Origin of the sequence: Streptomyces sp. A 4/2 (assembly GCF_940670765.1) — a bacterium.
Taxonomy (GTDB): Bacteria; Actinomycetota; Actinomycetes; order Streptomycetales; family Streptomycetaceae; genus Streptomyces.
Genome location: NZ_CALNVW010000024.1, coordinates 55658 through 78199 on the forward strand (window position 1 = coordinate 55658; position 22542 = coordinate 78199).

The 22542-nt window shown below is 69.6% G+C and carries 22 protein-coding genes; 10 read left to right on the plus strand and 12 right to left on the minus strand.

Going from position 1 to position 22542, the window contains the following annotated elements:
- Positions 1-8 precede the first annotated feature (8 nt).
- The gene (locus tag NBY69_RS18850; RefSeq protein ID WP_250302179.1) at positions 9-551 is read left to right on the plus strand and encodes a GNAT family N-acetyltransferase; all 543 of its coding nucleotides are present in this window, start codon (positions 9-11) and stop codon (positions 549-551) included.
- A gap of 52 nt (positions 552-603) precedes the next feature.
- The gene (locus NBY69_RS18855; protein WP_250302180.1) at positions 604-1200 is read left to right on the plus strand and encodes a GrpB family protein; all 597 of its coding nucleotides are present in this window, start codon (positions 604-606) and stop codon (positions 1198-1200) included.
- A gap of 9 nt (positions 1201-1209) precedes the next feature.
- On the opposite strand, the gene NBY69_RS18860 is transcribed toward NBY69_RS18855, so the two are convergent.
- The 3 genes from NBY69_RS18860 to NBY69_RS18870 are packed head-to-tail and all read right to left on the minus strand — an operon-like array spanning position 1210 to position 2492.
- A complete protein-coding gene (locus NBY69_RS18860) occupies positions 1210-1410 on the minus strand; it encodes a DUF397 domain-containing protein (RefSeq protein WP_250302181.1) in 201 nt (66 codons plus the stop codon).
- 13 nt (positions 1411-1423) lie between these two features.
- Complete coding sequence (locus NBY69_RS18865; RefSeq protein WP_250302182.1) at positions 1424-1630, minus strand: DUF397 domain-containing protein; 207 nt, start codon at positions 1628-1630, stop codon at positions 1424-1426.
- Positions 1631-1640: 10 nt separating this feature from the next.
- Positions 1641-2492, minus strand: a complete 852-nt coding sequence (locus NBY69_RS18870) for a helix-turn-helix transcriptional regulator (protein WP_250302183.1) — start codon at positions 2490-2492, stop codon at positions 1641-1643.
- 251 nt (positions 2493-2743) lie between these two features.
- On the opposite strand from NBY69_RS18870, the gene NBY69_RS18875 reads away from it, so the two are divergent.
- Together NBY69_RS18875 and NBY69_RS18880 are read left to right on the plus strand one after the other, a co-directional pair.
- Entirely contained in the window at positions 2744-2953 is a 210-nt protein-coding gene (locus NBY69_RS18875; RefSeq protein ID WP_250302184.1) for a hypothetical protein, read from the plus strand.
- 56 nt (positions 2954-3009) lie between these two features.
- Positions 3010-4194, plus strand: coding sequence for an AAA family ATPase (locus tag NBY69_RS18880; RefSeq protein ID WP_250302185.1), 1185 nt, complete (start codon positions 3010-3012; stop codon positions 4192-4194).
- Positions 4195-4320: 126 nt separating this feature from the next.
- On the opposite strand, the gene NBY69_RS18885 is transcribed toward NBY69_RS18880, so the two are convergent.
- Positions 4321-5568 (minus strand): LCP family protein, encoded by a 1248-nt coding sequence (locus NBY69_RS18885; RefSeq protein WP_250302186.1) that lies wholly within the window; start codon positions 5566-5568, stop codon positions 4321-4323.
- A 148-nt stretch (positions 5569-5716) separates the two neighbouring features.
- Here NBY69_RS18885 and NBY69_RS18890 point away from each other — a divergent pair, with 148 nt between their 5' ends.
- On the plus strand, positions 5717-6241 hold the full coding sequence (locus NBY69_RS18890; RefSeq protein ID WP_250302187.1) for an acyl-CoA thioesterase: 525 nt from the start codon (positions 5717-5719) through the stop codon (positions 6239-6241).
- Between the two features lie 60 nt (positions 6242-6301).
- Here NBY69_RS18890 and NBY69_RS18895 read toward each other — a convergent pair whose 3' ends face one another.
- On the minus strand, positions 6302-7669 hold the full coding sequence (locus NBY69_RS18895) for an LCP family protein (RefSeq protein ID WP_250302215.1): 1368 nt from the start codon (positions 7667-7669) through the stop codon (positions 6302-6304).
- 183 nt (positions 7670-7852) lie between these two features.
- On the opposite strand from NBY69_RS18895, the gene NBY69_RS18900 reads away from it, so the two are divergent.
- Positions 7853-8866 carry a glycosyltransferase family 2 protein gene (locus tag NBY69_RS18900; RefSeq protein ID WP_250302188.1) on the plus strand — a complete coding sequence of 338 codons (1014 nt, stop codon included), beginning with the start codon at positions 7853-7855 and terminating at the stop codon, positions 8864-8866.
- A gap of 69 nt (positions 8867-8935) precedes the next feature.
- On the opposite strand, the gene NBY69_RS18905 is transcribed toward NBY69_RS18900, so the two are convergent.
- The 4 genes from NBY69_RS18905 to NBY69_RS18920 all read right to left on the minus strand — a co-directional run bounded on the left by NBY69_RS18905 (position 8936) and on the right by NBY69_RS18920 (position 14832).
- Positions 8936-10585: an LCP family protein gene (locus NBY69_RS18905; protein WP_250302189.1), complete on the minus strand. Its 1650-nt coding sequence runs from the start codon at positions 10583-10585 to the stop codon at positions 8936-8938.
- A 47-nt stretch (positions 10586-10632) separates the two neighbouring features.
- Complete coding sequence (locus NBY69_RS18910) at positions 10633-12417, minus strand: LCP family protein (RefSeq protein ID WP_250302190.1); 1785 nt, start codon at positions 12415-12417, stop codon at positions 10633-10635.
- Positions 12418-12637: 220 nt separating this feature from the next.
- Positions 12638-13870: an LCP family protein gene (locus NBY69_RS18915; protein ID WP_250302191.1), complete on the minus strand. Its 1233-nt coding sequence runs from the start codon at positions 13868-13870 to the stop codon at positions 12638-12640.
- A 206-nt stretch (positions 13871-14076) separates the two neighbouring features.
- Positions 14077-14832, minus strand: coding sequence for a TIGR03089 family protein (locus NBY69_RS18920; RefSeq protein WP_250302192.1), 756 nt, complete (start codon positions 14830-14832; stop codon positions 14077-14079).
- A 127-nt stretch (positions 14833-14959) separates the two neighbouring features.
- Between NBY69_RS18920 and NBY69_RS18925 the strand changes: the two genes are divergently transcribed.
- The 3 genes from NBY69_RS18925 to NBY69_RS18935 all read left to right on the plus strand — a co-directional run bounded on the left by NBY69_RS18925 (position 14960) and on the right by NBY69_RS18935 (position 18492).
- Positions 14960-16369 (plus strand): peptidoglycan recognition protein, encoded by a 1410-nt coding sequence (locus NBY69_RS18925; RefSeq protein WP_250302193.1) that lies wholly within the window; start codon positions 14960-14962, stop codon positions 16367-16369.
- 136 nt (positions 16370-16505) lie between these two features.
- Complete coding sequence (locus NBY69_RS18930; RefSeq protein WP_250302194.1) at positions 16506-17588, plus strand: NDP-sugar synthase; 1083 nt, start codon at positions 16506-16508, stop codon at positions 17586-17588.
- A gap of 10 nt (positions 17589-17598) precedes the next feature.
- On the plus strand, positions 17599-18492 hold the full coding sequence (locus NBY69_RS18935) for a DNA-3-methyladenine glycosylase (protein ID WP_250302195.1): 894 nt from the start codon (positions 17599-17601) through the stop codon (positions 18490-18492).
- 108 nt (positions 18493-18600) lie between these two features.
- On the opposite strand, the gene NBY69_RS18940 is transcribed toward NBY69_RS18935, so the two are convergent.
- The 3 genes from NBY69_RS18940 to NBY69_RS18950 form a co-directional block, all read right to left on the minus strand.
- On the minus strand, positions 18601-19917 hold the full coding sequence (locus NBY69_RS18940) for a coenzyme F420-0:L-glutamate ligase (RefSeq protein ID WP_250302196.1): 1317 nt from the start codon (positions 19915-19917) through the stop codon (positions 18601-18603).
- Entirely contained in the window at positions 19914-20870 is a 957-nt protein-coding gene (cofD, locus tag NBY69_RS18945) for a 2-phospho-L-lactate transferase (protein WP_250302197.1), read from the minus strand. Before cofD ends, NBY69_RS18940 begins: the two co-directional genes overlap by 4 nt.
- A 66-nt stretch (positions 20871-20936) precedes the next feature.
- Positions 20937-21428 (minus strand): cysteine dioxygenase family protein, encoded by a 492-nt coding sequence (locus NBY69_RS18950; RefSeq protein ID WP_250302198.1) that lies wholly within the window; start codon positions 21426-21428, stop codon positions 20937-20939.
- Positions 21429-22085: 657 nt separating this feature from the next.
- On the opposite strand from NBY69_RS18950, the gene NBY69_RS18955 reads away from it, so the two are divergent.
- Positions 22086-22349, plus strand: coding sequence for a WhiB family transcriptional regulator (locus NBY69_RS18955; RefSeq protein ID WP_164266780.1), 264 nt, complete (start codon positions 22086-22088; stop codon positions 22347-22349).
- The last annotated feature ends 193 nt before the right edge of the window (positions 22350-22542 follow it).

The following is a 22542-nucleotide window of genomic DNA, read 5'->3' on the forward strand; positions in this document are numbered from 1 at the left end:
GCGGTCGGATGCGGTTGCGGGATGTGCGGATCAGCGATGTGGATGCGTACGTACGGATGCGGTGCGACCCGGTCATGATGGCCGAACTGGGCGGCCCGCTGCCCCGTGAGGGCATGGCCGACAAGGTCCGGCGCGACGTCCGGAGCGCGGAGGCCGGCACCGACTGGATCAAGATGATCGTCCCCGACGGGCGCGAAGACGGGGACGGGGCTGGAGTCGGATCCGGCGAGGCGGCAGGCATCGTGACCCTGTACACCCACACCGCGGACGGGGAACTGATCTCCGAGATCGGGTGGATGGTGCTGCCCGAGTTCCAGGGGCAGGGGCTCGGCAAGCGTGCCGTCCGCGCCGTACTCGAACGGGCTCGGGACGACGGCCGTTGGGGGCTCGTGCACGCGTTTCCCTCGGTCACGAACGCCGCGTCGAACGGCATCTGCCGAACCCTCGGCTTCACGGCCGTGGGGGAGAAGGACGTGCCGTTCGCGGGCCGGATCTTCCGTACCCGCCACTGGACGATCGACCCCGCGCTCATTCCCTGCCAGGCCCCGTGACGTCCCACGCGGGGCGGGAACGGGATTCCCGCCACGTCCTAGACTCGGTCGAATGGCCAACGACACCACCACCACGTCCACCCGCCCGGTCGTGCTTCCCCCGGACCCCGCCTGGCAGTCGCGCGGTCGCGCCATCGCCGACGAGCTGTGCGCGGCGCTCGCCCCACTGGCACTGCGGATCGAGCACATCGGCTCCACCGCGATCCCCGGCATGGCGGCCAAGCCGGTCTACGACCTCCAGGTGAGTGTCGAGGACCTGACAGCGGCGGCCGAAGTGTTCGCGGGGCCGCTGGCGGCCCGTGGGTTCCAGCGCTCTCCGTACGAACGCGACCACGTACCGGCCGGGTCCGACGACGACCCCGCCCGCTGGGGCAAGCGGCTGTGGTGGCTGCGCTCGGAGACGGGCGAGGACGTCAACCTCCATGTACGGGTGGCCGGTTCACCCAACGAGCGGCTCGCGCTGCTCTTCCGCGACTGGTTCCGGGCCCACCCGGAGGCGGTGCCCGCGTACGCGGCCTTCAAGCGGACCCTCGCCGACGCGGTGCCCGACGTGGGGACGTACGCCGATGTGAAGGATCCGGTGGTGGACCTGGTCGTGGGGATCGCCGAGCAGTGGGTGACCGAGACCGGCTGGACGCCGCAGGGCTGACGGCCTGGTTCAGGCGCGGTCGGCCCGGGGCGTGTTGCCGCGTTTGACTGTGGCGAGCAGGGCGCCGAGTGATGCGGGGGTTGTGGTGAGGATCGCGCTCGGGGAGTCGCTCTCCCGGAGTGCGATGCCGCCGTCGGGGGCTATGGCGACGTTGACGCAGTTCGCGCCCTCGGTGCTGTGCGAGGACTTCTGCCAGGTGTATACGGGCACAGGGGATCCCTTCTCAGATGCTCTTCGTGATTCTGCGGGTGAACTTCCGGTGCCTGACTGCGGCGAGCAGGGCGCCGAGTGAGGCGGGGGTCGTGGTGAGGATCGCGCTGGGGGAGTCGCTTTCCCGGAGTGCGATGCCGCCGTCGGGGGCTATGGCGACGTCGACGCAGTTTGCGGCTTCGCCGCTGAAAGAAGACTTCTGCCAGCGATAGGTGTCCATGTGCGCCCCTTCAGATGGCCTTTGCGATCTGACGAATGAAGTCACGGCTCTTGCCCGGTGGAAGCGCACAGGTCTCCATGCGGTCCAGGACAGACCGGTACCGGTACACCTGCGCCTCCGCGTCCAGAAACTCACAGCCGTGGTCGGAGTCCAGCAGGACGGTATCCAGCTGCGGGACCGGCCCGCTTGCATAGCTGATGGGCTGGCCGGAGGCCGGGAAGTGTGGCCGGTCGAAGGGCACGACCAGAATCCGCACGTTGCCCCGTTCGCTCATCGCGATCAAGTGACTCAGCTGGTCGCGCATGATGTCCGGCCCGCCGAAACCCATGCGGAGTGCGGCCTCATGGACGATAGCCGTGTACGGGGTGGGCGGACTTGAGTGGAGAACAGCCTGACGCTTCACCCGGAATGACACCCGGTGCTCGATCTCATGTGGATGCATCGTGGGAACGCTCTGCTGGAATGCGACCCGGGCGTGCTCAAGGGTCTGTACGAGACCGGCCATCGCCACGACTACACCCACTCGCAACTCGGTTGCGTAGTGCTCGAATTCGGCAACTTCGACCAGCGAGGCGGGAAGAAGCTCGCGGTACTCGTCCCACCATCCTCGACCGCGCCCGCCCGTCATCGCTGCCAATGCCTCGACCAGGGTCGTATCGGGGCAGGCGTAGGCAGACGCAAGTGCGCGGACGCGGTCGGCGCTGACCGCGTACCTGCCAGCTTCGATCATGCTCATGCGGGCTTGCTGGATGCCGACCTCAGCAGCGGCGGCGGTGGAGCTCAGTCCCGCCCGTTCGCGCAACTTTCTCAACTCGGTGCCCAAGCGGCGTTGCCGCAATGTCGGTGGCATTGCCGTGGCCATACACATCCTCCCGCTGTCACTTTTATGTCCCGGCCCGTCACCCACATGGATGAAAGTGGGAGCTGGATCAGTGCATTACTGATAGATCTACTAGGCCCTGGCTAGGGTTACTCGATGAGTCAACTCGCATCCTGGACAGAGGACTTCACATGGCAACCGTATCCCCGGAGTAACCCGCCTCCGCCCGTCCCGACGGCTTCGACCAGGAAGTCCGCGACCTCGTCGAAGCCACAGCCCCACGCCTCTTCGCCGTGGTGGAGGAGTTCCGCGCAGGTGACGGCGACGCCGATCTAGACGCCCACGTCCTCGCCTGGGGCCTGGCCCATCCCGACGGCAGCGCCGATGTCTCTGCCGTTTCGGGTGGCTCCCGCATGGTGCTGCGCTCGCCGGAGCGGGCTGTCATGTGGTTCTCCCGGCTCGCGGGCGGCGGAGTACGGCTGGTGTGGCCGTGCGCCAGGTAGGCGCGGAGTGTCCCGTGCCGCACCTCCCGTACGGAAACGGCTGCCAGACTGGGCACATGCAGGACAACCATTTTGCGCTGACCAGGGTCAGGCTCCGGCAGTACCGAAGCATCGCGGAGGCTGACGTCAAGCTGGGGCGGCTGCTTCTCCTGGTAGGGCCCAACGGGTCGGGCAAGAGCAATTTCCTCGACGCGCTGCGGCTGCTTTCCGAGTCACTGCAGACCTCGCTCGACCAGGCGCTGCGGAGCCGTGGCGGGGTCGCGGAAGTACGGCGGCGGTCCACCGGGCATCCGACGCACTTCTCCATCGACCTGGAGTTCAGCGGCCCCGGTTACGAGGGGGAATACGGGTTCGAGGTCGCCGCGGTGAAGGGCGGCGGGTTCCGGATCGCCCGCGAGAACTGCGGGGTGTGGTTCGACGCGCGGACCGGCGAGGGGCAGCGGTACGCCGACGCCCGGTTCCGGGTCGAGAAAGGGGTGCTGGCGGATCAGTCCGAGCCGGTGATGCCGCCGGTGAACGACAGGCGTCTCTACCTGGTGTCCGCGGCGGGGCTCGACGCGTTCCAGCCGGTTTTCGACGGGCTCGCCGGGATCAGTGTGTTCAGCCTGACGCCTGATGTCATGCGGCAGCCGCAGACACCCGACTCCGGGGAGTTCCTGCACCGGGACGGCGCCAATATCGCCAGCGTGCTGCACCGGCTGGACCGGGCCGACAAGGCAAGGGTCGAGGCGTATCTGCACCAGATCGTTCCCGGGATGCGCGAAGTGTCCCGTTCGGAGCTGGGTAATGGGGAGACGCTGGAATTCGCCCAGGACGTACCCGGGGCGAAGAACCCGTGGCGCTTTCAGGCCCAGTCCGTGTCGGACGGCACACTTCGGGCGCTCGGCGTGCTGGTCGCTCTCTTCGCCGGCACGGGGCAGACGCTCAGCCCGGTCGGCATCGAGGCCCCGGAGAGCGCGCTCCACCCGGCAGCGGTATGTGTCCTACTGGACGTGCTGCGCGACGCGAGTGAACGGCGCCAGGTCATCGTGACCACCCACAGCTCCGACCTGCTCGACCGCCATGACTTCGAACTGGCGCAGCTGCGCGCGGTCCGCTCGATCGGTGGCGAGACGAAGATCGGGGCACTCGATGCCGCCGAGGCGCTCGCCATGAGCGAACAGCTCTACACACCAGGCGAGTTGCTCCGAACCGACCAACTTCTCCCGGTGACGAAGCTCCTCTCCGGTCAGGTCCGGTGAAGGCTCAGATGCGAAAGACAGCTGGACAGCGAAAGAGCCCGGACAGTGAAAGGTTCGGACAGCGAAAGAGCCGCGCAGCGAGAAGGCCCGGACGGCGAACCGTCCGGGCCTTCTCGCAGTCGCCGTCTAGTTCCCGGTGACCGTCACCGTGTCGTCGTCCTTCAGCTGCTGCACCAGCTCCTTGACCTTGGTCTTGTCCCAGACCAGGTTGCCGCCGGTGGAGCCCGAGATCGGCATGTTCATCTGCTTGCCGTCGCCGCCCGACACACCCTTCATGGCCCAGAACATGGACGCCAGGTTCCACAGGCTCATGTCCTTGTCCACGATCACCGTGTCCAGCCCCGCACCCATCACCGGGTAGAGCTTGAACGGGTTCATGACCGTGGTCGGGGTGGCCGTCTGGCTCGCCAGTGCCGCCAGGAACTTCTGCTGGTTCTTCGTACGTTCCAGGTCGCTCGCCGCGAAGGCGTGCCGGGTACGGACGAAGGCGAGCGCCTGCTGGCCGTTGAGGGTCTGCTCGCCCGCCTTGAAGTCGGCGCCCGAGTACTTGTCCTTGAAGCCCTTGGGGAGGTTCATGTCCACACCGCCGACCGCGTCCACGATCTTCGCGAAACCGTCGAAGCCGATCTCCGCGTAGTGGTCGATGTGCAGCCCGGTGTTGTACTCGATGGTGCGCACCAGCAGTTCGGGGCCGTCCTCCGCGTACGCGGCGTTCAGCTTCTCCTGGCGGCCGGTGTTCGGGTAGAGCTTGCCGGACTGGGAGCCCTTGTACGACGGGACCGTGACGTTCGAGTCGCGGGGGAGCGAGATCATCGTGTTCCCGTGGTCGCCCACGTGCAGGATGATCATGGAGTCGGTGCGCTTGCCCTCGGCCGAGCCCGTGTGGAGCTTCTTCTTGTCGGCGGCCGACATCCCTTCGCGGCTGTCCGAGCCCACGATCAGGTAGTTCGTGCCCTTGCCGGTGGCGGGGCGGTCGATGACCTTGGACAGGTCGACCTCGCGGCGCAGCTTGCCGTCGGCCCAGAAGTACGTACCGATCGAGGTCGCGAGGACGACGACGACCAGGACCAGCACACCGACTCTGATCCGGCGCCCCCAGTTCGGGGCGCGGCCGGGGCGGGCGCCGGTGCGGGGGCCGCCGGGACCGGGGCCGCCGGGGCCGCGCTGGTTCCCGGGACCGCCCTGGCCGTAGACCTGGCCCGTGTTGTAGCCGCTGTCGTACGAGCTGTCGTAGCCCTCTTCGTACGTCCGGCCCTGGCTCTGCTGCCCGTACTGCCGCTGGGCGGGTGCCGAACGCTGCACGTGCCGCATGACCCGAGCGCCCTCGGGCTGCGCGTTCTCGCTGCCGCGTCCGTAGCGGTCCCTGTCATCCATGTGGACCAGTGTGCCGTCACGGCGCGTTCGTATTACAGGGTGGGTGACGGATCGGGGCAGGGCTGTTGCGAAGCTGATGCAATGTGCTGGTGAGCGGCCCCTCCCGGCGCTGCGGGGAAAACCGGAAATGAGCCCTAAGCTGGCACGTATGACTGATATTCCGGGCAAGCCCACCTCGGCCTCCCGTACCACCCTGAGCCACATCATGACGGGCACCGACACCAATCTCCTCGGCACGGTGCACGGTGGCGTGATCATGAAACTGGTGGACGACGCGGCCGGTGCCGTGGCCGGGCGGCACTCCGGCGGGCCCGCGGTCACCGCCTCCATGGACGAGATGGTCTTCCTGGAGCCGGTACGGGTCGGTGACCTGGTCCATGTGAAGGCCCAGGTGAACTGGACGGGCCGGTCCTCGATGGAGGTCGGGGTCCGGGTGCTCGCCGAGCGGTGGAACGAGTCCACCCCGGCCCAGCAGGTCGGCAGCGCCTATCTGGTCTTCGCCGCCGTGGACGCGGACGGCAAACCCCGCGTCGTACCGCCGGTGGTCCCCGAGACCGAGCGGGACAAGCGGCGCTACCAGGAGGCGCAGATCCGCCGTACGCACCGGCTCGCCCGGCGCCGCGCGATCAAGGAGCTCAGGGAACAGCGCATCGCCGACGGCATCGACGACTGACGCTGCCCCCCTGTCCCCTGTCACGGACGCCCCGGTCCGTCCACCCGCCGCCGCGCCGCCCTACCGGCAGACCACCTGGTCGCCGGTGACCGCGCCGAACTGGCCGGCGGCCGGTTCCTCCGGCCGCACCGGTGTCACCGACGTGAAGTCCGATCCGAGCGTCACCTTCAGCGTCGGGCCGAGCCCGTTCACCTTCCGCAGCTCGGCGCCCGGCAGGGCCGCCGCCACGGACTGCACCGAGCGGTTCCAGCGTGGGTCGTACTCGATGTAGGTGTGCTTGACGTTCTGCGGGGCCGCCCGGCCCGGGGCGGTGACCGCGACCGACGACAGGAAGCCGCTGGCGTGCAGGCCCTTGTCGGCGCGGGCGGCCAGACCGGTGGTGGCGGTCCCGTTGGCCACCTGGACCCGGATCTGGTTCGGTTCCACATCGACCTGTTTGGTCTTCGCCGTCGCCGACCGGTGCTGGGCGATCGGCTTGTCGTCGCGGAGCGCCCGGAAAAGCTTCCCAGCCTTCCGGGCGTCCCACTTCACGGTCGAGCCAATGCCCCTGACCAGGTAGTTCATCTGCCCGATGGGCACGGACGTGAACTCCGACGACGACGGGGAGAAGCCGCGCATCGCCTGGCCGAGGCTGAGCATCTGGTCGGCGTCGAAGCCCTTGTCCGCGCGGACCGAGTCGAAGACCGTGGACGTCACCTCGCGGAACCTGACCGGGTTCAGCAGCACCCCGCTGCTGGTGGCCTTCTCGATCAGGGATGCCATGAAGCGCTGCTGGCGCTGCATCCGGCTGATGTCGGACGCCCCGTCGACGTGCCGGGAGCGCACGTACTGGAGCGCCTCGCCCCCGTCGAGCCTGCTCGTCCCCACCGGCAGGTCGAGGCCGCTGTACGAGTCCTTCAGCGGGCGGACCGTGCAGACGTCGACCCCGCCGAGCACGTCCACCGTCTTCATGAAGCTGGTGAAGTCGACCTCCAGGTAGTGGTCGACCTTCACCCCGGTCATCTGCTCCACGGTCCGTACGGTGAGTCCGGGGCCACCCTCCGCGTAGGCCGCGTTGAGCTTGATCGGGTGGGCGTCGCGCTTCCGGCCGTCCGCCTCGGTGCGGGCGGGAACCATCGCGTAACTGTCCCGTGGCAGGCTCACCACACTCACCCGTGAGCGGTCCGCCGAGACGTGGACCATCATCAGCGTGTCGGTGCAGTGACAGGGCGCCCCGCCCAGGTGGTACTTCTTCTTCTCCTCCGGCGTGATCTTGTCCCGGCCGTCCGTGCCGACCAGCAGCACATTCATGCCCCGGCCCGCGGCGGGACGATTCTTCATGTCCTTGAAGGGATCGATCCTGCCGATGCCGTCCAGCTCGCTGAGGAGCGCGTGGCCGATTCCTCCGGCGCCGAGGACCAGCACGGAGAGGGTGGTGGTCAGCCGCATGCCCCAGCGGGGACGCTTCGGCGGCGGCCTGCGGCGGCGGGGCGGGGGCACGGGGGACACGGAACACCTCAGAGGGGGACGGGCGGGGAAGCGGCCACCGTATGCCTTTGTGATCAGCATTCCGGGTATGCCGCCCCGGGCGCCGCTCCGGGTGTCCCCCGTTCGCGGTAACGTGGCCCGTCTATGAACGCCACGCCCGCTGTTTCTGTGATCATGCCGGTCCTCAACGAGGAACGGCATCTGCGCAACTCGGTCCGCCACATCCTGGAGCAGGAGTACGACGGCGAGATGGAGGTGGTGATCGCCATCGGCCCGTCGTCGGACCGTACCGAGGAGATCGCCGCCGAGCTGGTACGGGAGGACCCGCGGGTCCACACCGTCGCCAACCCCACCGGCCGTACCCCCGCGGCACTCAACGCCGCGATCAAGGCCTCCCGGCACCCCGTCGTGGTGCGGGTCGACGGCCACGGCATGCTCTCGCCGAACTACATCGCCACCGCGGTCCGCCTCCTGGAGGAGACCGGCGCGATGAACGTCGGCGGCATCATGCACGCCGAGGGCGAGAACGCCTGGGAGGACGCGGTCGCCGCCGCGATGACCTCCAAGATCGGCGTCGGCAACGCGGCGTTCCACACCGGCGGCAAGGCGGCCCCCGCGGAGACCGTCTACCTGGGGGTCTTCCGGCGCGAGGCGCTGGAGCAACAGGGCGGGTACAACGAGGAGTTCATCCGCGCCCAGGACTGGGAGCTGAACTTCCGGATCCGCGACGCGGGCGGCCTGATCTGGTTCTCGCCCGAACTGCGCGTCCAGTACCGGCCGCGCCCCTCGGTCCGGGCGCTCGCCAAGCAGTACAAGGACTACGGCCGCTGGCGGCATGTCGTCGCCCGCTACCACGAGGGTTCGATCAACCTCCGCTACCTCGCGCCGCCGACCGCGGTCTGCGCGATCGCGGCGGGCATCGTGGTCGGCGCCGCCGTCACCCCGTGGGCGTTCCTCGTACCCGCGGCCTACGCCGCGGCCATCGTGGCGGGCTCGGTGCCGGCCGGCAAGGGCCTGTCGCTCAAGGCGCGGGCGCAGATCCCCGTCGCGCTGGCGACGATGCACATGTGCTGGGGCTTCGGCTTCCTGACCAGCCCCCGCTCGCTGGCCCGGAAGGTCATCGCCAGCCGCCGCCCGACGGTCCGCGCCGCGGCCTGACCCGGTCCCGTACGCACCTCCGCCCCCGATGGCCTGAGCCGTCGGGGGCGGAGTGCGTTCCGGGCCGCGCTACCAGGTGTACGCGGGGTCGACGTGCATGCACGCCGACTCGTCGTCACCCTGGAGCGCCTCCGCCGATTCCGGCGTCTTGCCGTCGTCCGCCTGGGACTTGGGGTAGGTCGTCCCCGTACGCCAGTCGCTGCCCACGATCACCGTGACTCCGGTGACGTCGGTGGACTTCTTCACGGAGTGCAGCGGCACTCCCATCGCCTTCGCCACCGCCTGGGCGTCGCCCTCCAGGTCGGCGCTGGGGAAGAGCACGGTGGTCTTCGCCTGCGGATCCAACTGCTGGGAAGCAGTGGCCCGGGTGAAGCCCTGCCCGGTGAGCAGCGCGGTGATCTCTCCGGCGCGGCCCTTCGTGGGCAGCCCGCCGTCCCCTGCCGTGCCGTTCTGCACGGTGATGCCGATCTCCGCCTTGGGAGCCGCCGGATCGTCGGAGACCTTCTCGGCGGGCTTCTTCCTCTTGGAGGCCTTGCCGTCCAGCGGGATGTCGTCACGGACCATCGAGAACAGCTTGTCCGCGTCGCCCGCCTTGGGGTCGACCTTCTCCTCGAAACCGGGCCGTACGGAGTTGACGTTCGGCATCGTGGTCATGGTGATCCGCGAGGTCGGGACCTTCTTGAGCTCCCCGGCCAGGTCGTACAGCTTCAGGCCCGTGTCGATCGCGTCGTCCACGGTGAGTGCGTTGGTCGCCGCCTCGGCGAGGTCCATCAGCTTGCCGGGATTGGTGAGCTTGGTGCCCTTGCGCAGCTGGCGGACCATCGAGTTCATGTACATGTGCTGGGCCTTGGTCCGTACGACATCGGTGTCCGGCCAGAACCCGTAGCGCGTACGCAGCCACTGGAGCGCCTGCTGCCCCTTGACCGGGGTGGTGCCCTTCCTCACCTTCAGCCCGGAGCCGTGGCCGTCGTGGGTGTGCGAGTAGACGTTGGCGTCCACGCAGACCGGGACACCGCCGATCGCGTCGGCCATCGAGACCACACCCGAGAAGTCGATCTTCATGAAGTGGTCGATGTGGATGCCGGTGAGGGACTCCCAGGTGGCGACGGTGCAGCCGGGACCGCCGCGCCCCAGCGACTCGTTGGCCAGCGTCCAGCCCGTCGCCGGGTATTCCTTGCCGTCCTTGGCCGTGCACTTGGGGATCTTCAGCACGGTGTCGCGCGGCAGGCTCACCACCGACATGTTGCTGCGGTCCGCCGAGACGTGCAGCAGCATCTGCACATCGGCCAGCGGCGGGGCGCCGAAGGTGTTCTTGGCGCCGCCGAGCTTCTGGTTCTCCTTGGAGTCCCGCGCGTCGGAGCCGATCAACAGGATGTTCAACGGGGTCTGGCCCGCCGCGTTGGCCTTCGTCTTCGGGGCCTGGTGGTCGCCGAGGTTGAGCGCGTCCTTCTTCAGATTGCCGTTCAGGTGGCGGTAGTAGAGATAACCGGCGCCGGCGGTGCCGATGATCACCAGGGAGACGGCAGCCGCCACCCAGCGGAGTATTCGGCGTTTCCCACGCCGCCCGCGTCCGCGCGGTCCGCCCTGTCTGCGGCGTCCGCCACCCTCGCCGCCAGGACCCGGGCCGGCAGCCCCCGGCTCGTAAAGACTGTCGTCCCAGCCGAGTTGACGGGCGCGTGAGTTCCGCGTCCCCTCGCCCCGCACGCTGCTCTGTCCCACCAGGTCCCCCTGCTATTCACGTGTCCGTACGCCCCGGAGAACTGGCGTCACTTGGGACACACGGTCTTGTCTGCTTCCACGCGCTGGATGTCTTCCGGCGCCTTTGCCGGAGCGGCTATCGGTGTCCCCGCGGCCTTGAAGTCGGCTCCCAGGACGAGAGTCATCGGGGTGAGGCCGACGGAGTCCGTCGTGCCGGGCTTCAGCGCCGATGCGGGCAGGCCCATGAGGTCCGCGAGCTTGCGGGCCTGGTCTGCCTGGTTCGGCGCGTACGTGAGGGTGGTCTTGGCCAGATCGGGCTTGTGGTTGCCGCCGTTCTCCGACTTCAGTACGCCCTCGGTGTTCTGCAGCCAGGTCAGCGTGGTCTGTGCGGAGCCCGAGACGGCGCCGCCGTTGAGGACCTTGACCCGGACGTCGGACGCCTGGGCCCGGGGGCCCTTGAGGAGTGCGGCCTGCTTGCTCTCGGCCGCCTTCGCCTTCTTCTTCACCTCGGTGAGCGAGACGTCCTCGCGCATCATCGAGAACACCGGGTCGGCCTTGGCGCTGTTCAGCACCACGGTGACGGGGACCCTCTCCGCCGGGTTGTCGAGGACCGGCAGCGTCGTGAAGGTGACGTTCTTCGGATTGACCTTCTTCAGGTCCATCGCGAGGTCCTTGAGCTTGTCGATGCTGCCGATCGCGCTGTCGACCGTGAGCGCCTTGGTCGCCGCGTCCGCCAGGGTGTACAGCTTGGTGGGGCTGGTGAGGATGTCGCCCGAGGTCATCTTGCGGATCAGCGAGGCGAGGAACTGCTGCTGCACCTGGATACGGTCCAGGTCGCCGTGGTTGCCGAAGCTGTGCCGGGTGCGGACGAAGGCCAGTGCCTGCTCGCCCTCCACCGTGCTCTTGCCCTTGGGGAGCTTGAGGTGCGATTCCTTGTCGTCGATGTCCCTGCCGACGCAGACCTCGACCCCGCCCACCGCGGTGCTGAGCGTCTTGATGGCGTTGAAGTCGGCCATCATGAAGTGGTCGACGTTCAGACCGGTGAGTTCCTTGACCGTCTTCATGGTGCAGCCGGGGTCGCGGCCGTCCTGGCCGAGGCTGGTGTTGAAGCGGACGTGCGGCGTCCCCGGGATGACCTTCGTCGAGCCGTCCGGCTGCTTGGTCTCGCAGTCCGGGATGTCGGTGATCAGGTCGCGGGGGATGGAGAGCGCGGTGGCGTTCGTCCGGTCCTTGGAGACGTGGAACAGGATGTTGGTGTCGGCGTGGCCGACGCTGCCCTTGTCGCCGTAGCCCTCGTTGCCCTTGCCGGTGCGCTTGTCCGTACCGATCAGCAATATGTTGACGGCCCTGTCCTTGGTGGAGCCGGTCGAACCGCCCACCACGTCAACGGTGTTGAGGTTGCCCTGGAAGTGCTCGTAGAGGGCGTACCCGCCGACGGACACACCGACGAGGACGAAGGCCACCACGCCGCCCGTCCACATCAGGGCCTTCTTCTTGCGCGCCTTCGGCTGCTTGCGCTTGCGGCGGCCCGCCGCGGACTGCTGCGGACCGTCCGGCCCGTCGCCCCCCGCGCTTCCCGCCCGGCGGCTGCGCTGGGCCGGCACGTCCCGGCGCGGCGACTGTTGCGGCACCGACGGCTGCCGCGACGAACGCCGGGAGCCCTGCGCGGGAGGCGAATCCCGGCGCCGGGTACGGCCGGAACCGGATTCGGATCCCCGCGGCGCATTTCCCCCTGATTGCGTTCCGGAGGGATTCAGTCGCAGTTCGTAATTGCCGGTGTCCGGGTTGAGTACCCATTGGTCCGCGGGGTCGATATCGTCATCGCCCGCCCGCCCACGGCTATGCGCGTCCACGGTTGCCTGCGTCCTCCGTCGGTGCCACGCGATGCGCCCTCCCCCCAGGCGCTCGGTCTTTCGATCCAGCAGTGCGCGGCCATCTGGCCGGATGCACCGGGTTGCGTCACACTATCTGCCCGGATCGCCGTCCAGCGACGTGCGTGACACATTCAGCACTTCTTACAACTGGGCATAACGCGCAATCCACATGCGCTGTGCATCCGGGTTTGAAAATTGTTTACCCGCACGCCCTGACAGAGGCGTTCGTACCCGCGAAAGTGGACTGCGGGGAAGGGGTGGCCGACCCCTTCCTGCCCGATTCCGACCCCGTCCGGGAACTGCTCGCGGGTTCGCCGCTGCTGCCGTGGGTCACCACGACCGGGGCGTCGTCGCGCAGCCGCTTGAAGAGGTTGTCCGCGTTCGGCTGGACGAGCTGGTCGCGGTTCCGGTCGGCGGCGTACGGCTCGCGCGGCACGGTCAGGAACTGGACCTTGTCGGTGGGGATGTCCCGCATCCGCCGCGTCAGGTCGTACAGGTCCTTGAGGGTGTCCAGACCCGGGTCGGTGGTGACCGACTTGGTCGCCGCGTCGAGGACCGGGTAGAGCCGCGTCGGGTTCAGCAGGACGCCGTTGCTCTGCACCTTCTTCACCAGCGAACCGAGGAACTGCTGCTGGCGGTCCATGCGTTCGGTGTCGCTGCCGTTGCCGATGGAGTGCCGGGCGCGCACATATCCGAGCGCCTGCTCGCCGTTGAGCGTCTGACGGCCCGCGGGCAGCTTGAGATGGGCGTCCTTGTCGTCGACCGGCTTCTTGAGACAGACCTCGACACCGTCGACCGCGTTGACCATGCCCTTGAAGCCGTTGAAGTCGATGACCATGTAGTGGTCGATGCGGATGCCGGTCATCTTCTCGACCGTACGGACGGTGCAGGCCGTGCCGCCGAACTCGAACGCCCAGTTGAACTGCACGAATTGCTTCTTCGTGCGGGTCTTGTCCGCCTTGATGCAGCTGGGCACGTCCGACATCAGGTCACGCGGGATGGAGACGGCCGTCGCACTCTTCTTGTCCGCCGAGAGGTGCAGCAGGATCGTGGTGTCGGAGCGCTGCGACCCCTCGTCCCTGCCGTACTTCTTGTTGTCGCCCGAGCGTGAGTCGGAGCCGATCAGCAGGATGTTCTCCGCGTTGGCCGCGACCGGGGCGGGGCGTTCCTTCTCGTACGTCCGCAGCTCGGCGGTGGCGGTGTTGTCGGTCTTGATGTTGTGGTCGAGCTTGTTGTAGAACCACCAGCCCACGCCCGCGGCGGCGAGCACCACGAGCGAGACGCCGAGCGCGGTCCAGCGCAGCCAGTGCCGTGTGGGCCGGTCCGGCGGCGGGGGTGCGGTCGCAGCGGTCGCTCCCGGGTCCGAGTCCGGTGTGTCCGACTGGGGCTCGTCATCGGGCGTGCCAGCACTGTCCGTCACGTCTGCGTCCATCCTTCACGGAGTCGGCGACGCGCTGGGCCGCCGATCGAACGGATAGACGACTGAACCGCGCGCTTGGTTGTGCTCTCTGCTGATCATGTACCGGAGACCGCGCGTGTTCCTGAGGACTCGGCCCGCGGTGGGCCGGACGGGTGGCCCGGACGGTCGGTCCGGACCCCCTGGACGGGCGGTCCCGGCTTCCGTACGGGCGGCCCGGACTACTGCGGCACGGAGTGCGTGACCCGCTCGCTCTCGATCCGCTTCTCCAGCCCGCCGTCCGCCAACTGGTCCAGATTGCGGCAGAGGACCACCGACGCGCCGGCCGCGAGCGGGGCGTAGAGCCCGTCCGAGAGACCGGCCCAGGTGTCGTAGCCGCGACCCGACAGGATCCGCGCGCCGGGGGCGAGCCCGACCCCGGCGGCATCGGCGAGGGACCGCTCCACCAGCCCGGCGCCCGTCAGCTCGGTCCCGCCGACCGCGAGCGCGGGTGCGTTCGCGTCCACCGGCGCGTACGGCTCGAAGCGGTCGCCCTGGCTGGGGACCTCCACGGCGTAGTCAGCGAAGCCGGCCGGGGGCTGCGGGAAGCGGCCACCGAGCGGACGCAGCGCCAGCGCGACGCGCTCGCCGCCGCAGGCACGCGCCTCCTCCAGGGTGTCCGGACCGCTGACGACCAGATCGGCCTTGCCGGGGTCACCGCCGACATCGGCGAGCACCCCCACCGACGAGCAGGCGAGCAGCCAGACCGCGGTCTGCCAGTGCGCGGGGAGCAGCAGCGCCAGCCGGTCGCCGGGCTCGGCGGACAGCTCGCCCTGGAGCAGATTCGCCGTCTTGGCCACCCAATTGGCGAAGGTCGCCACGGAAAGTTCGACGCGCTCGCCCGTCGCGTCGTCGTAGAACGTGACAAGAGGGCGGGCCGGTTCCCGGGCGAGTGCGGATCGCAGCAGGTCGGCGGGGGTGTGGTCGCTGGCAGTCATCTGCGAAGGGTACGTGGCCGAGTGCGCCGGGGGCGGCTGTCGGCGCGGAGCCGATGACCCGGGTGACCCGACGCGCCGTCAATTCCCGGATGGACAGAGTTATCCAGCTATGCCCAACATCGTATTTATGCGTGCTCATAAGTCTGCCTCCGTCCTCTCCGCGTCGATCGCCGTGGCGTGCGCCGCCGCGCTCGCTCTCCCGTTCGCGGCGCCGGCCGGTGCCGCGTCCCCCGCCAGGCACGCCGGTACGCCGGACACGGCGGTCCCCGGCTCCACCCGGTCGCTGAGGCTCACCCCGCTCGCCTCCGACCGGTCCGCGGGCGCCACCGCCGGTGCGGAGCTGTCCGAGCAGCACGTCAAACCGTTCTCACTGCTCGGCGTGGTCTGGAACGACCGGCACGCCGAACTCGACGGGACCGTCCAGGTCCGCACCCGGCACGTGGGCTCCACGGCCTGGTCCGGCTGGCAGGACGTCGAGACCCACAACGACGACCACGCCGCCGACACCGGTACCGCGGAGGCCGACGCACCCGGCGTGCACGGCTCCACCGCACCGCTCTGGGTGGGCAACTCGGACGGCGTCCAGGTCCGCGTACGCCCCGCCGCGCCCGCCGCCCCGGCGCGTACCGGGGTGCGCGGCGCCTCCGTACGGCCCACGGCCGCCCCGCTGCCCGCGGGCCTGCGGCTGGACCTCGTGGACCCGGGGCCCGACCCCGGTCCGCAGCAGTCCGCGGACGACCGCACGACGTCCGGCGCCGACGAGGGCAACGGTCCCGCGGCGGACACCGGGCAGGAAGGGGACACCGGGGTGGCCGCCGGATCCGGGGACACCCCCGCGCTCGCGCCGGAGGGCCCCACCGAACTGCCCGCGCTCAGCAAGGCGGACACCGAGGCCGAACTCGCGGCCTCCACCGGCCGGCGGGCGGACACCTTCGTGGGGCCCCGGCCGCGCATCGTGACCCGCAGCGGCTGGGGCGCCGACGAGAGCATCCGCGAGTCCCAGTTCCTCTACACGAACACCGTGAAGGCCGCCTTCGTGCACCACACGGCGACCGGCAACAACTACACCTGCGCACAGGCGCCCTCGCTCATGCGGAGCATCTACCGCTACCACGTGAAGAGCAACGGCTGGCGGGACATCGGCTACAACTTCGTCATCGACAAGTGCGGGAACATCTACGAGGGCCGGGCCGGCGGGGTGACCAAGGCCGTCATGGGCGCGCACACCCTCGGGTTCAACACGGACACCACCGGCATCGCCGTCCTCGGCACCTTCACCTCGGCCGATCCGCCCGAGGCCGTCGTCAGCGCGCTCGCCCACCTCAGCGCCTGGAAGCTCGGGCTGACCGGCGCGGACCCGAGCGGCCGGACCACGCTGGTGTCCGGCGGCGGCAACCGCTACCCGAAGGGCACCGACGTCAAGCTCGATGTGATCTCCGGACACCGCGACGGGTTCGCGACCGACTGCCCCGGGGAGCGCCTCTACCAGGAACTCCCCGCGATCCGGGACGCAGCCGCCGACCTCCAGGGCCGCTGACCCGCCCGCCGGACGGCCGGACCGCCGACCGGTCCGTACGGCCTGCCCGCAACGGCCCTTCACCGTCTGCATACACTGGCCAGCCGGTTAGGACAGGTCCTAACGGCCCGCCCCAGCAGGAAGCAGAGACGTCAAGGTGACAGAAGCGATTCTCCTGGTCGGTGGCAAGGGCACGCGGCTGCGACCGCTCACGGTCAACACGCCCAAACCGATGGTCCCCGCGGCCGGAGTCCCCTTCCTCACCCACCAGTTGGCACGCGCGCGGGCCGCCGGGATCGACCACATCGTGCTCGCCACCTCGTATCTCGCCGAGGTCTTCGAGCCGCACTTCGGCGACGGGTCCGCCCTGGGCCTGCACCTGGAGTACGTCACCGAGGTCGAGCCGCTGGGCACGGGCGGCGCCATCCGCAATGTCGCCGGACGCCTGCGCTCGGAGCCCGGTGATCCCGTCCTCATCTTCAACGGGGACATCCTCACCGGCCTGGACATCGAAGCGCTCGTCACCACCCACGAGACCTCGGGCGCGGACGTCTCCCTCCACCTGACCAAGGTCGAGGACCCGCGCGCCTTCGGGCTGGTCCCGACGGACGACACCGGCCGGGTGACCGCCTTCCTGGAGAAGCCGCAGACCCCGGAGGAGATCGTCACCGACCAGATCAACGCGGGCGCCTACGTCTTCACGCGCTCGGTCATCGACACGATCCCGACGGGCCGCCCGGTCTCGGTGGAACGCGAGACCTTCCCCCAGCTGCTGCGCTCGGGCGCCCACCTCCAGGGCATGGTCGACTCGACGTACTGGCTCGACCTGGGCACCCCGCAGGCCTTCGTACGCGGTTCGGCCGACCTGGTCCTCGGCCATGCGCCGTCCCCCGCCGTGCCCGGCCGCTGCGGCGACCGGCTGGTGCTGGACAGCGCCACCGTCGCCCCGGACGCCAAGGTGACCGGCGGTACGGCGATCGGCGAGGGCGTGGTCGTCGGCGCCGGGGCCACGATCGACGGCAGTACGGTCCTGGACGGCGCGGTCGTCGAACCCGGTGCGGTGATCACCGATTCGCTGATCGGTGCCGGAGCCCGGATCGGCGCCCGCTCGGTGCTGACCGGCGCGGTCGTCGGGGACGGTGCGCGGGTGGGCGCGGACAACGAGCTGCGCGCGGGCATAAGGATCTGGTGCGGGGCGGTCCTGCCGGACGGTTCCGTGCGTTTCTCGTCCGACCAGTAGCCTCTACGGGGTGGCAGGACGTTTCATCGCGAGGAGCGGCCCCGTCGACCTCGCCCTGGTCCTCGGGGTGCTCCGCCGTGGCCCGTGGGACCCCACGTACCGGATGACGCCGGACGGCGCGGTGTGGCGGGCCAGCCTGACTCCCGAAGGACCCGGCACGCTGCGGATCACCGCGGACGGCGCCGAGGGCTGGGGTCCGGGCGCCGACTGGCTGCTGGACCGGCTGCCCGCGCTGCTGGGCGAACTGGACGACCCGTCCGCGTTCGTACCGCGCCACCGGCTGGTCGCCGACGTGCACCGGCGCCGCCCGCAGCTGCGGCTCTGCCGCACCGGTCTGGTCCTGGAGTCGCTGATCCCGTCGGTCCTGGAGCAGAAGGTCACGGTCGACGAGGCCTACCGGGCCTGGCGCCTGCTGCTCCGTAAATTCGGCGCACCGGCGCCCGGTCCGGCCCCCGCACACATGCATGTCATGCCCGACCCGCGCACCTGGGCGCTCATCCCGTCCTGGGAGTGGCACCGCGCGGGCGTCGACAACAAACGCGCGTCGACGATCCTGCGGGCGGTCCGGGTGGCGCGCCGGCTGGAGGAAGCGGCGACGATGCCCCCGGCCGAGGCCGCCCGCCGACTGGAACTGATCCCCGGCATCGGCCCCTGGACCTCGGCGGAAACGCTCCAGCGCGCCGTCGGAGCACCGGACGCGGTGACGGTCGGCGACCTGCATCTGCCGGGAATCGTCGGCTACGCGCTGACGGGCCGCCGGGGCGTCGACGACGACGGGATGCTGGAACTCCTGGAACCGTACGCGGGCCAGCGCCACCGCGCGGTCCGGCTGATCCTGCTGACGGGGCGGGTGCCGGGGAGGCGGGTACCGAAGATGCCACGGACGGACATCGCGCGGCTGTGAGGTCACATTCCAGCCCTGCCGGGGGGGGACTGGAATCAGCCCCTCCGGCGTTTGAGGAGCGGGGTGCGGGGCGGAGCCCCGAAACACAGGCGCCGCCCCGCTCCAAGCTCACCGCACCGCGATGAACCCCTCCACGTCCCGCTCGGCCCGTTCCGCAGGAGCACCCGCCGGACGTCCGATCGCCACCGCCCCCATCGGCTCCCACTCCGCAGGCAGCCCCAGCACCTCGCGCACCACGTCCCGGCAGAACATCGTCGAGGAGACCCACGCCGATCCCAGCCGCTCACCCGCCAGCGCCACCAGGAAGTTCTGCACGCCCGCACCGGTCGCCACGGTGAACATCTCGCGCTCCGCCGCGTCCCGCCGGGGGTCCCCGTAGGTGTGCGAGCCGTCCAGCACCATGCAGGGCACCGCCAAGTACGGTGCCCGCCGCAGTACTTCACCGCGGCGCACCCGCTTGGCGACGGACTCCTCCGACTTGCCGTCGCGCCGCAGGTCCTCGATCCAGGCGTCCCGCATCGCGTCGAGCAGCCGGGTGCGCGACTCCGCGGACTCCAGGAGTACGAAACGCCACGGGGCGGTGTGGTGCGGGGCCGGGGCGGTGACGGCCGCCGCGACCGCGCGGCGCACCGCGCCCGGGTCCACCGGATCGTCGGTGAACTCACGGACGGTACGCCGCTGGGTGACCGCTTCCCTTACCGCCTCGGACGTACCGAGCCGGAACATGTCGTCGGCGGCGACCCGCACCATCGCACGGGCACCTCCGTCCTGGTCCTCCCCTTCGCCCTCGCCGTGAGCCGTGACGACGTGCGGCAGGCCGCGCACCACGGCGACCGGCAGGCCCGCCGCCTTGCCCTTCACCAGGTCGCCCGCGGCGGCCAGTTCATCGGCGGTGGCGACGACGGTGGCGCTGAGCGGATTGCCGTACGCGTCCTGGCCGCCGCGCAGGTCGTCGAGCACCCGCACCCCGGCGGCCCCGATCGCCACATCGGTGAGGCCGTTGCGCCAGGGACGCCCGAAGGTGTCCGTGACGACGACGCCCACCTCGACGCCCAGCGTGTCCCGCAGCTCCCGGCGGATGACCCGCGCCGAACTGTCGGCGTCCTCCGGCAGCAACAGCACGGTCCCGGCAGGGGTGTTGGAGGCATCGACACCGGCGGCGGCCATCACCAGGCCCTGCTTGTTCTCGACGATCCGGAGGGCGCCGCGCCGCGCCACCACCCGTACCGTCTCCGCGTCGATCGCCGCCTCGCGGTCCTGGGCCTGCACGATGCGGCCCTCGGCCTTCGAGACGATCTTGGAGGTGACGAGGACGACATCGCCGTCCGTCAACTCCGGCGCCGCCCCGGCGATCAGCTTCGCGAGATCGTCGCCGGGCTGCACCTCGGGCAGCCCGGGTACGGCCCAGACGCGGTAGGACGTCACACCCGCACCTCCTCGGCCAGGGCGAGCGCCTCGCGGGCCATCGCCGCGGTGGTGTCCGGATCGGTCATCATCAGCGGCACGGCCCGGCAACGGATGCCCGCCTCCTCGACCCTGGCCACCGACGCGGCGTCGACGGTGTCGACCAGCCAGCCGTCCAGCAGACCCGAGCCGTAGTGCTCGGCGACCGCCGCGGCCGTGGACTCGACGCCGACCGCGGCGAGAACCTTGTCGGCCATCCCGCGCACGGGTGCGTCCCCGACGATGGGCGAGAGCCCGACGACCGGTACCCCCGCGTCGGCGATCGCCTCGCGTATCCCGGGCACCGACAGGATGGTGCCGACCGAGACCACCGGGTTGGACGGCGGGAAGAGGATCACGTCGGCGGCGGCGATGGCTTCGAGGACGCCCGGCGCGGGCTTGGCCTGTTCGGCGCCCACCGGCACGACGGCCTGCGCCTCGACCGAGGCCCGCAGCCGCACCCAGTACTCCTGGAAGTGGACGGCCTTGCGCTCGCCGTCGACATCGACGGCGACATGCGTCTCGACGCGGTCGTCGGACATGGGGATGAGCCGCACGCCGGGCTGCCACCGCTCGCACAGCGCCTCGGTGACCGCGCTCAGCGGATAGCCCGCGCCGAGCATCTGGGTACGGACGATGTGCGTCGCGAAGTCACGGTCGCCGAGGCCGAACCACTCGGGTCCCACGCCGTACGCGGCGAGTTCGCTCTTGACGGTGAAGGACTCGTCGGTACGCCCCCAGCCCTGTTCCTCGTCGATGCCACCGCCCAGGGTGTACATCACCGTGTCGAGGTCGGGGCAGACCTTCAACCCGAACAGATGAATGTCGTCACCGGTGTTGCCGATGACGGTGATGTCCGCGTCAGGCGCGGCCTGCTTGAGGCCACGCAGGAATCGGGCACCACCGATGCCTCCGGCCAGAACCACAATGCGCATGAAGACAGTGTGTCAGGCGGAGCCTCATCGGATGAGGGGTGGTGGCCGGGGGACCGGGCGGGCCTGTCAGGTGGCGACGGCGACCGGGGCGCACTGCGGGCTGTGCATCGGCATCGTGGTCAGGCCCGGGTAGTACACGTGCAGGCTGACCGCGGGCTCCAGGGAGTCGTTGACGACCTCATGGGCGTAGCCGGGTGCGAAGACCCGCTGCGCGCCCGCGGTCAGTGTGTGCCTGCCGCGCTCGGTGCGTTCGGTCAGCCGGCCGTCGAGGACCGTGAGCACACCGGACGACGGACCGTGGTCGTGCAGTCCGCTGCCCTGACCGGGAACCCAGCTCAGCAGCCAGACCTCGTACCCGGGCCCCTCGTGCAGCCGGTGGTACCAGCGCGAGACGGCGTCGTACCTGACGAGGTGCTGCCACCGGCCGCGGTCGGCGGCGAGGGAGCGCGCGAGTCCGGCGAACTCGGCCACGGTGGCCGGGTGCTCGCGGGCGGGCTGGAGCAGGTGCTGGACGGCGAGGATGTCGCCGGCGATCTGGAGGTCGCTGTCGCTGTTCATGATGCGGGGGTTCCTCGGCAGTGAAGTGCTGGGGTGTCGCAGAAATGTGCAGAACGTACGGAACGTGACGTGCGGAGCAAGCAGTCAGGACTGCGGAGAGACGCTGGAGCGCGGAGGCATCAACAGCTGGAACAGCAACAGCACGCCTGGACAGCGCTACGGAACCCACGGGCGTGGGTCGCGGAGAACGCTGCGGTCGCTGGCATGAGGTCTAGGAGAACGGCTCGCGTTCCGACTGTCAACTCAATGACCGATATGGCGGTAATGATTCACCTCATCCGGTTACTCCGCCCGGCGGGAGGTTTGCTCTCGGAGTGTTGCGGAGATGTGGCGCAGCAAGCCCCGTCGCAAACGTCGCGACGGCCTCGTAATCGGACTGTGATCTGAATCGCTTCGGAGCGCAGGGCGTAACGGGACCGACCTCGGCGGAGTCTCTCTCCAGGAGGGGGCGTGGGTATGGGCCAGTGGCATGTGTCAGGTTTTTAGTGATTTGAACACTTTCCGCATAGCCTTGGTTCCGCAGAGTGAATAAGGGGCCCAATAGCAGATCTCGGCTTGACTGGCCCGTATCCACACACTTGTAATTTCACTCGTGTCGTTCGGCCGAAATCGGTAGCGACAGCAACACGGGGACGCAAAGACGGACAAGGGGCGCACATGACCGAGCTGTTCCAGCAACTGCTGGTCGAGGACGCGGATGAGGAATTCGGCTGGCAGGAGCGTGCACTGTGCGCCCAGACCGACCCCGAGTCCTTCTTCCCCGAGAAGGGCGGTTCCACCCGTGAGGCCAAGAAGGTCTGCCTCGCCTGCGAGGTCCGGTCCGAGTGCCTTGAGTACGCCCTCGCCAACGACGAGCGATTCGGCATCTGGGGCGGTCTGTCCGAGCGTGAACGCAGGCGGCTGAAAAAGGCTGCTGTCTAGTCACTTGGCCACATGAATTGATCGCCTAAACGGCACAAGACCGACACAGGTCGGTACGGAGCAACCGGTCCGCCGCCCGTCCCCCGACGACGGGCGGCGGACCGCTGTCCGAGGCAGCCGTTAGTGTGGGGCCCCGTCCGCGATGCACCAACGTCCCCACGGGGCGCGTGCGTCCACCGCATCCGCACAGCGC

What these genes read in the sequence shown, in the direction of transcription:
- NBY69_RS18850 (WP_250302179.1), top strand. Translation starts at nt 9, where the DNA reads ATGCGGTTGCGGGATGTGCGGATCAGCGATGTGGATGCGTACGTACGG.
- NBY69_RS18855 (WP_250302180.1), top strand. Translation starts at nt 604, where the DNA reads ATGGCCAACGACACCACCACCACGTCCACCCGCCCGGTCGTGCTTCCC.
- NBY69_RS18865 (WP_250302182.1), bottom strand. Translation starts at nt 1,630, where the DNA reads ATGGACACCTATCGCTGGCAGAAGTCTTCTTTCAGCGGCGAAGCCGCA.
- NBY69_RS18870 (WP_250302183.1), bottom strand. Translation starts at nt 2,492, where the DNA reads ATGGCCACGGCAATGCCACCGACATTGCGGCAACGCCGCTTGGGCACC.
- NBY69_RS18880 (WP_250302185.1), top strand. Translation starts at nt 3,010, where the DNA reads ATGCAGGACAACCATTTTGCGCTGACCAGGGTCAGGCTCCGGCAGTAC.
- NBY69_RS18885 (WP_250302186.1), bottom strand. Translation starts at nt 5,568, where the DNA reads ATGGATGACAGGGACCGCTACGGACGCGGCAGCGAGAACGCGCAGCCC.
- NBY69_RS18890 (WP_250302187.1), top strand. Translation starts at nt 5,717, where the DNA reads ATGACTGATATTCCGGGCAAGCCCACCTCGGCCTCCCGTACCACCCTG.
- NBY69_RS18895 (WP_250302215.1), bottom strand. Translation starts at nt 7,669, where the DNA reads ATGCGGCTGACCACCACCCTCTCCGTGCTGGTCCTCGGCGCCGGAGGA.
- NBY69_RS18900 (WP_250302188.1), top strand. Translation starts at nt 7,853, where the DNA reads ATGAACGCCACGCCCGCTGTTTCTGTGATCATGCCGGTCCTCAACGAG.
- NBY69_RS18915 (WP_250302191.1), bottom strand. Translation starts at nt 13,870, where the DNA reads ATGGACGCAGACGTGACGGACAGTGCTGGCACGCCCGATGACGAGCCC.
- NBY69_RS18920 (WP_250302192.1), bottom strand. Translation starts at nt 14,832, where the DNA reads ATGACTGCCAGCGACCACACCCCCGCCGACCTGCTGCGATCCGCACTC.
- NBY69_RS18925 (WP_250302193.1), top strand. Translation starts at nt 14,960, where the DNA reads ATGCGTGCTCATAAGTCTGCCTCCGTCCTCTCCGCGTCGATCGCCGTG.
- cofD (WP_250302197.1), bottom strand. Translation starts at nt 20,870, where the DNA reads ATGCGCATTGTGGTTCTGGCCGGAGGCATCGGTGGTGCCCGATTCCTG.
- NBY69_RS18950 (WP_250302198.1), bottom strand. Translation starts at nt 21,428, where the DNA reads ATGAACAGCGACAGCGACCTCCAGATCGCCGGCGACATCCTCGCCGTC.
- NBY69_RS18955 (WP_164266780.1), top strand. Translation starts at nt 22,086, where the DNA reads ATGACCGAGCTGTTCCAGCAACTGCTGGTCGAGGACGCGGATGAGGAA.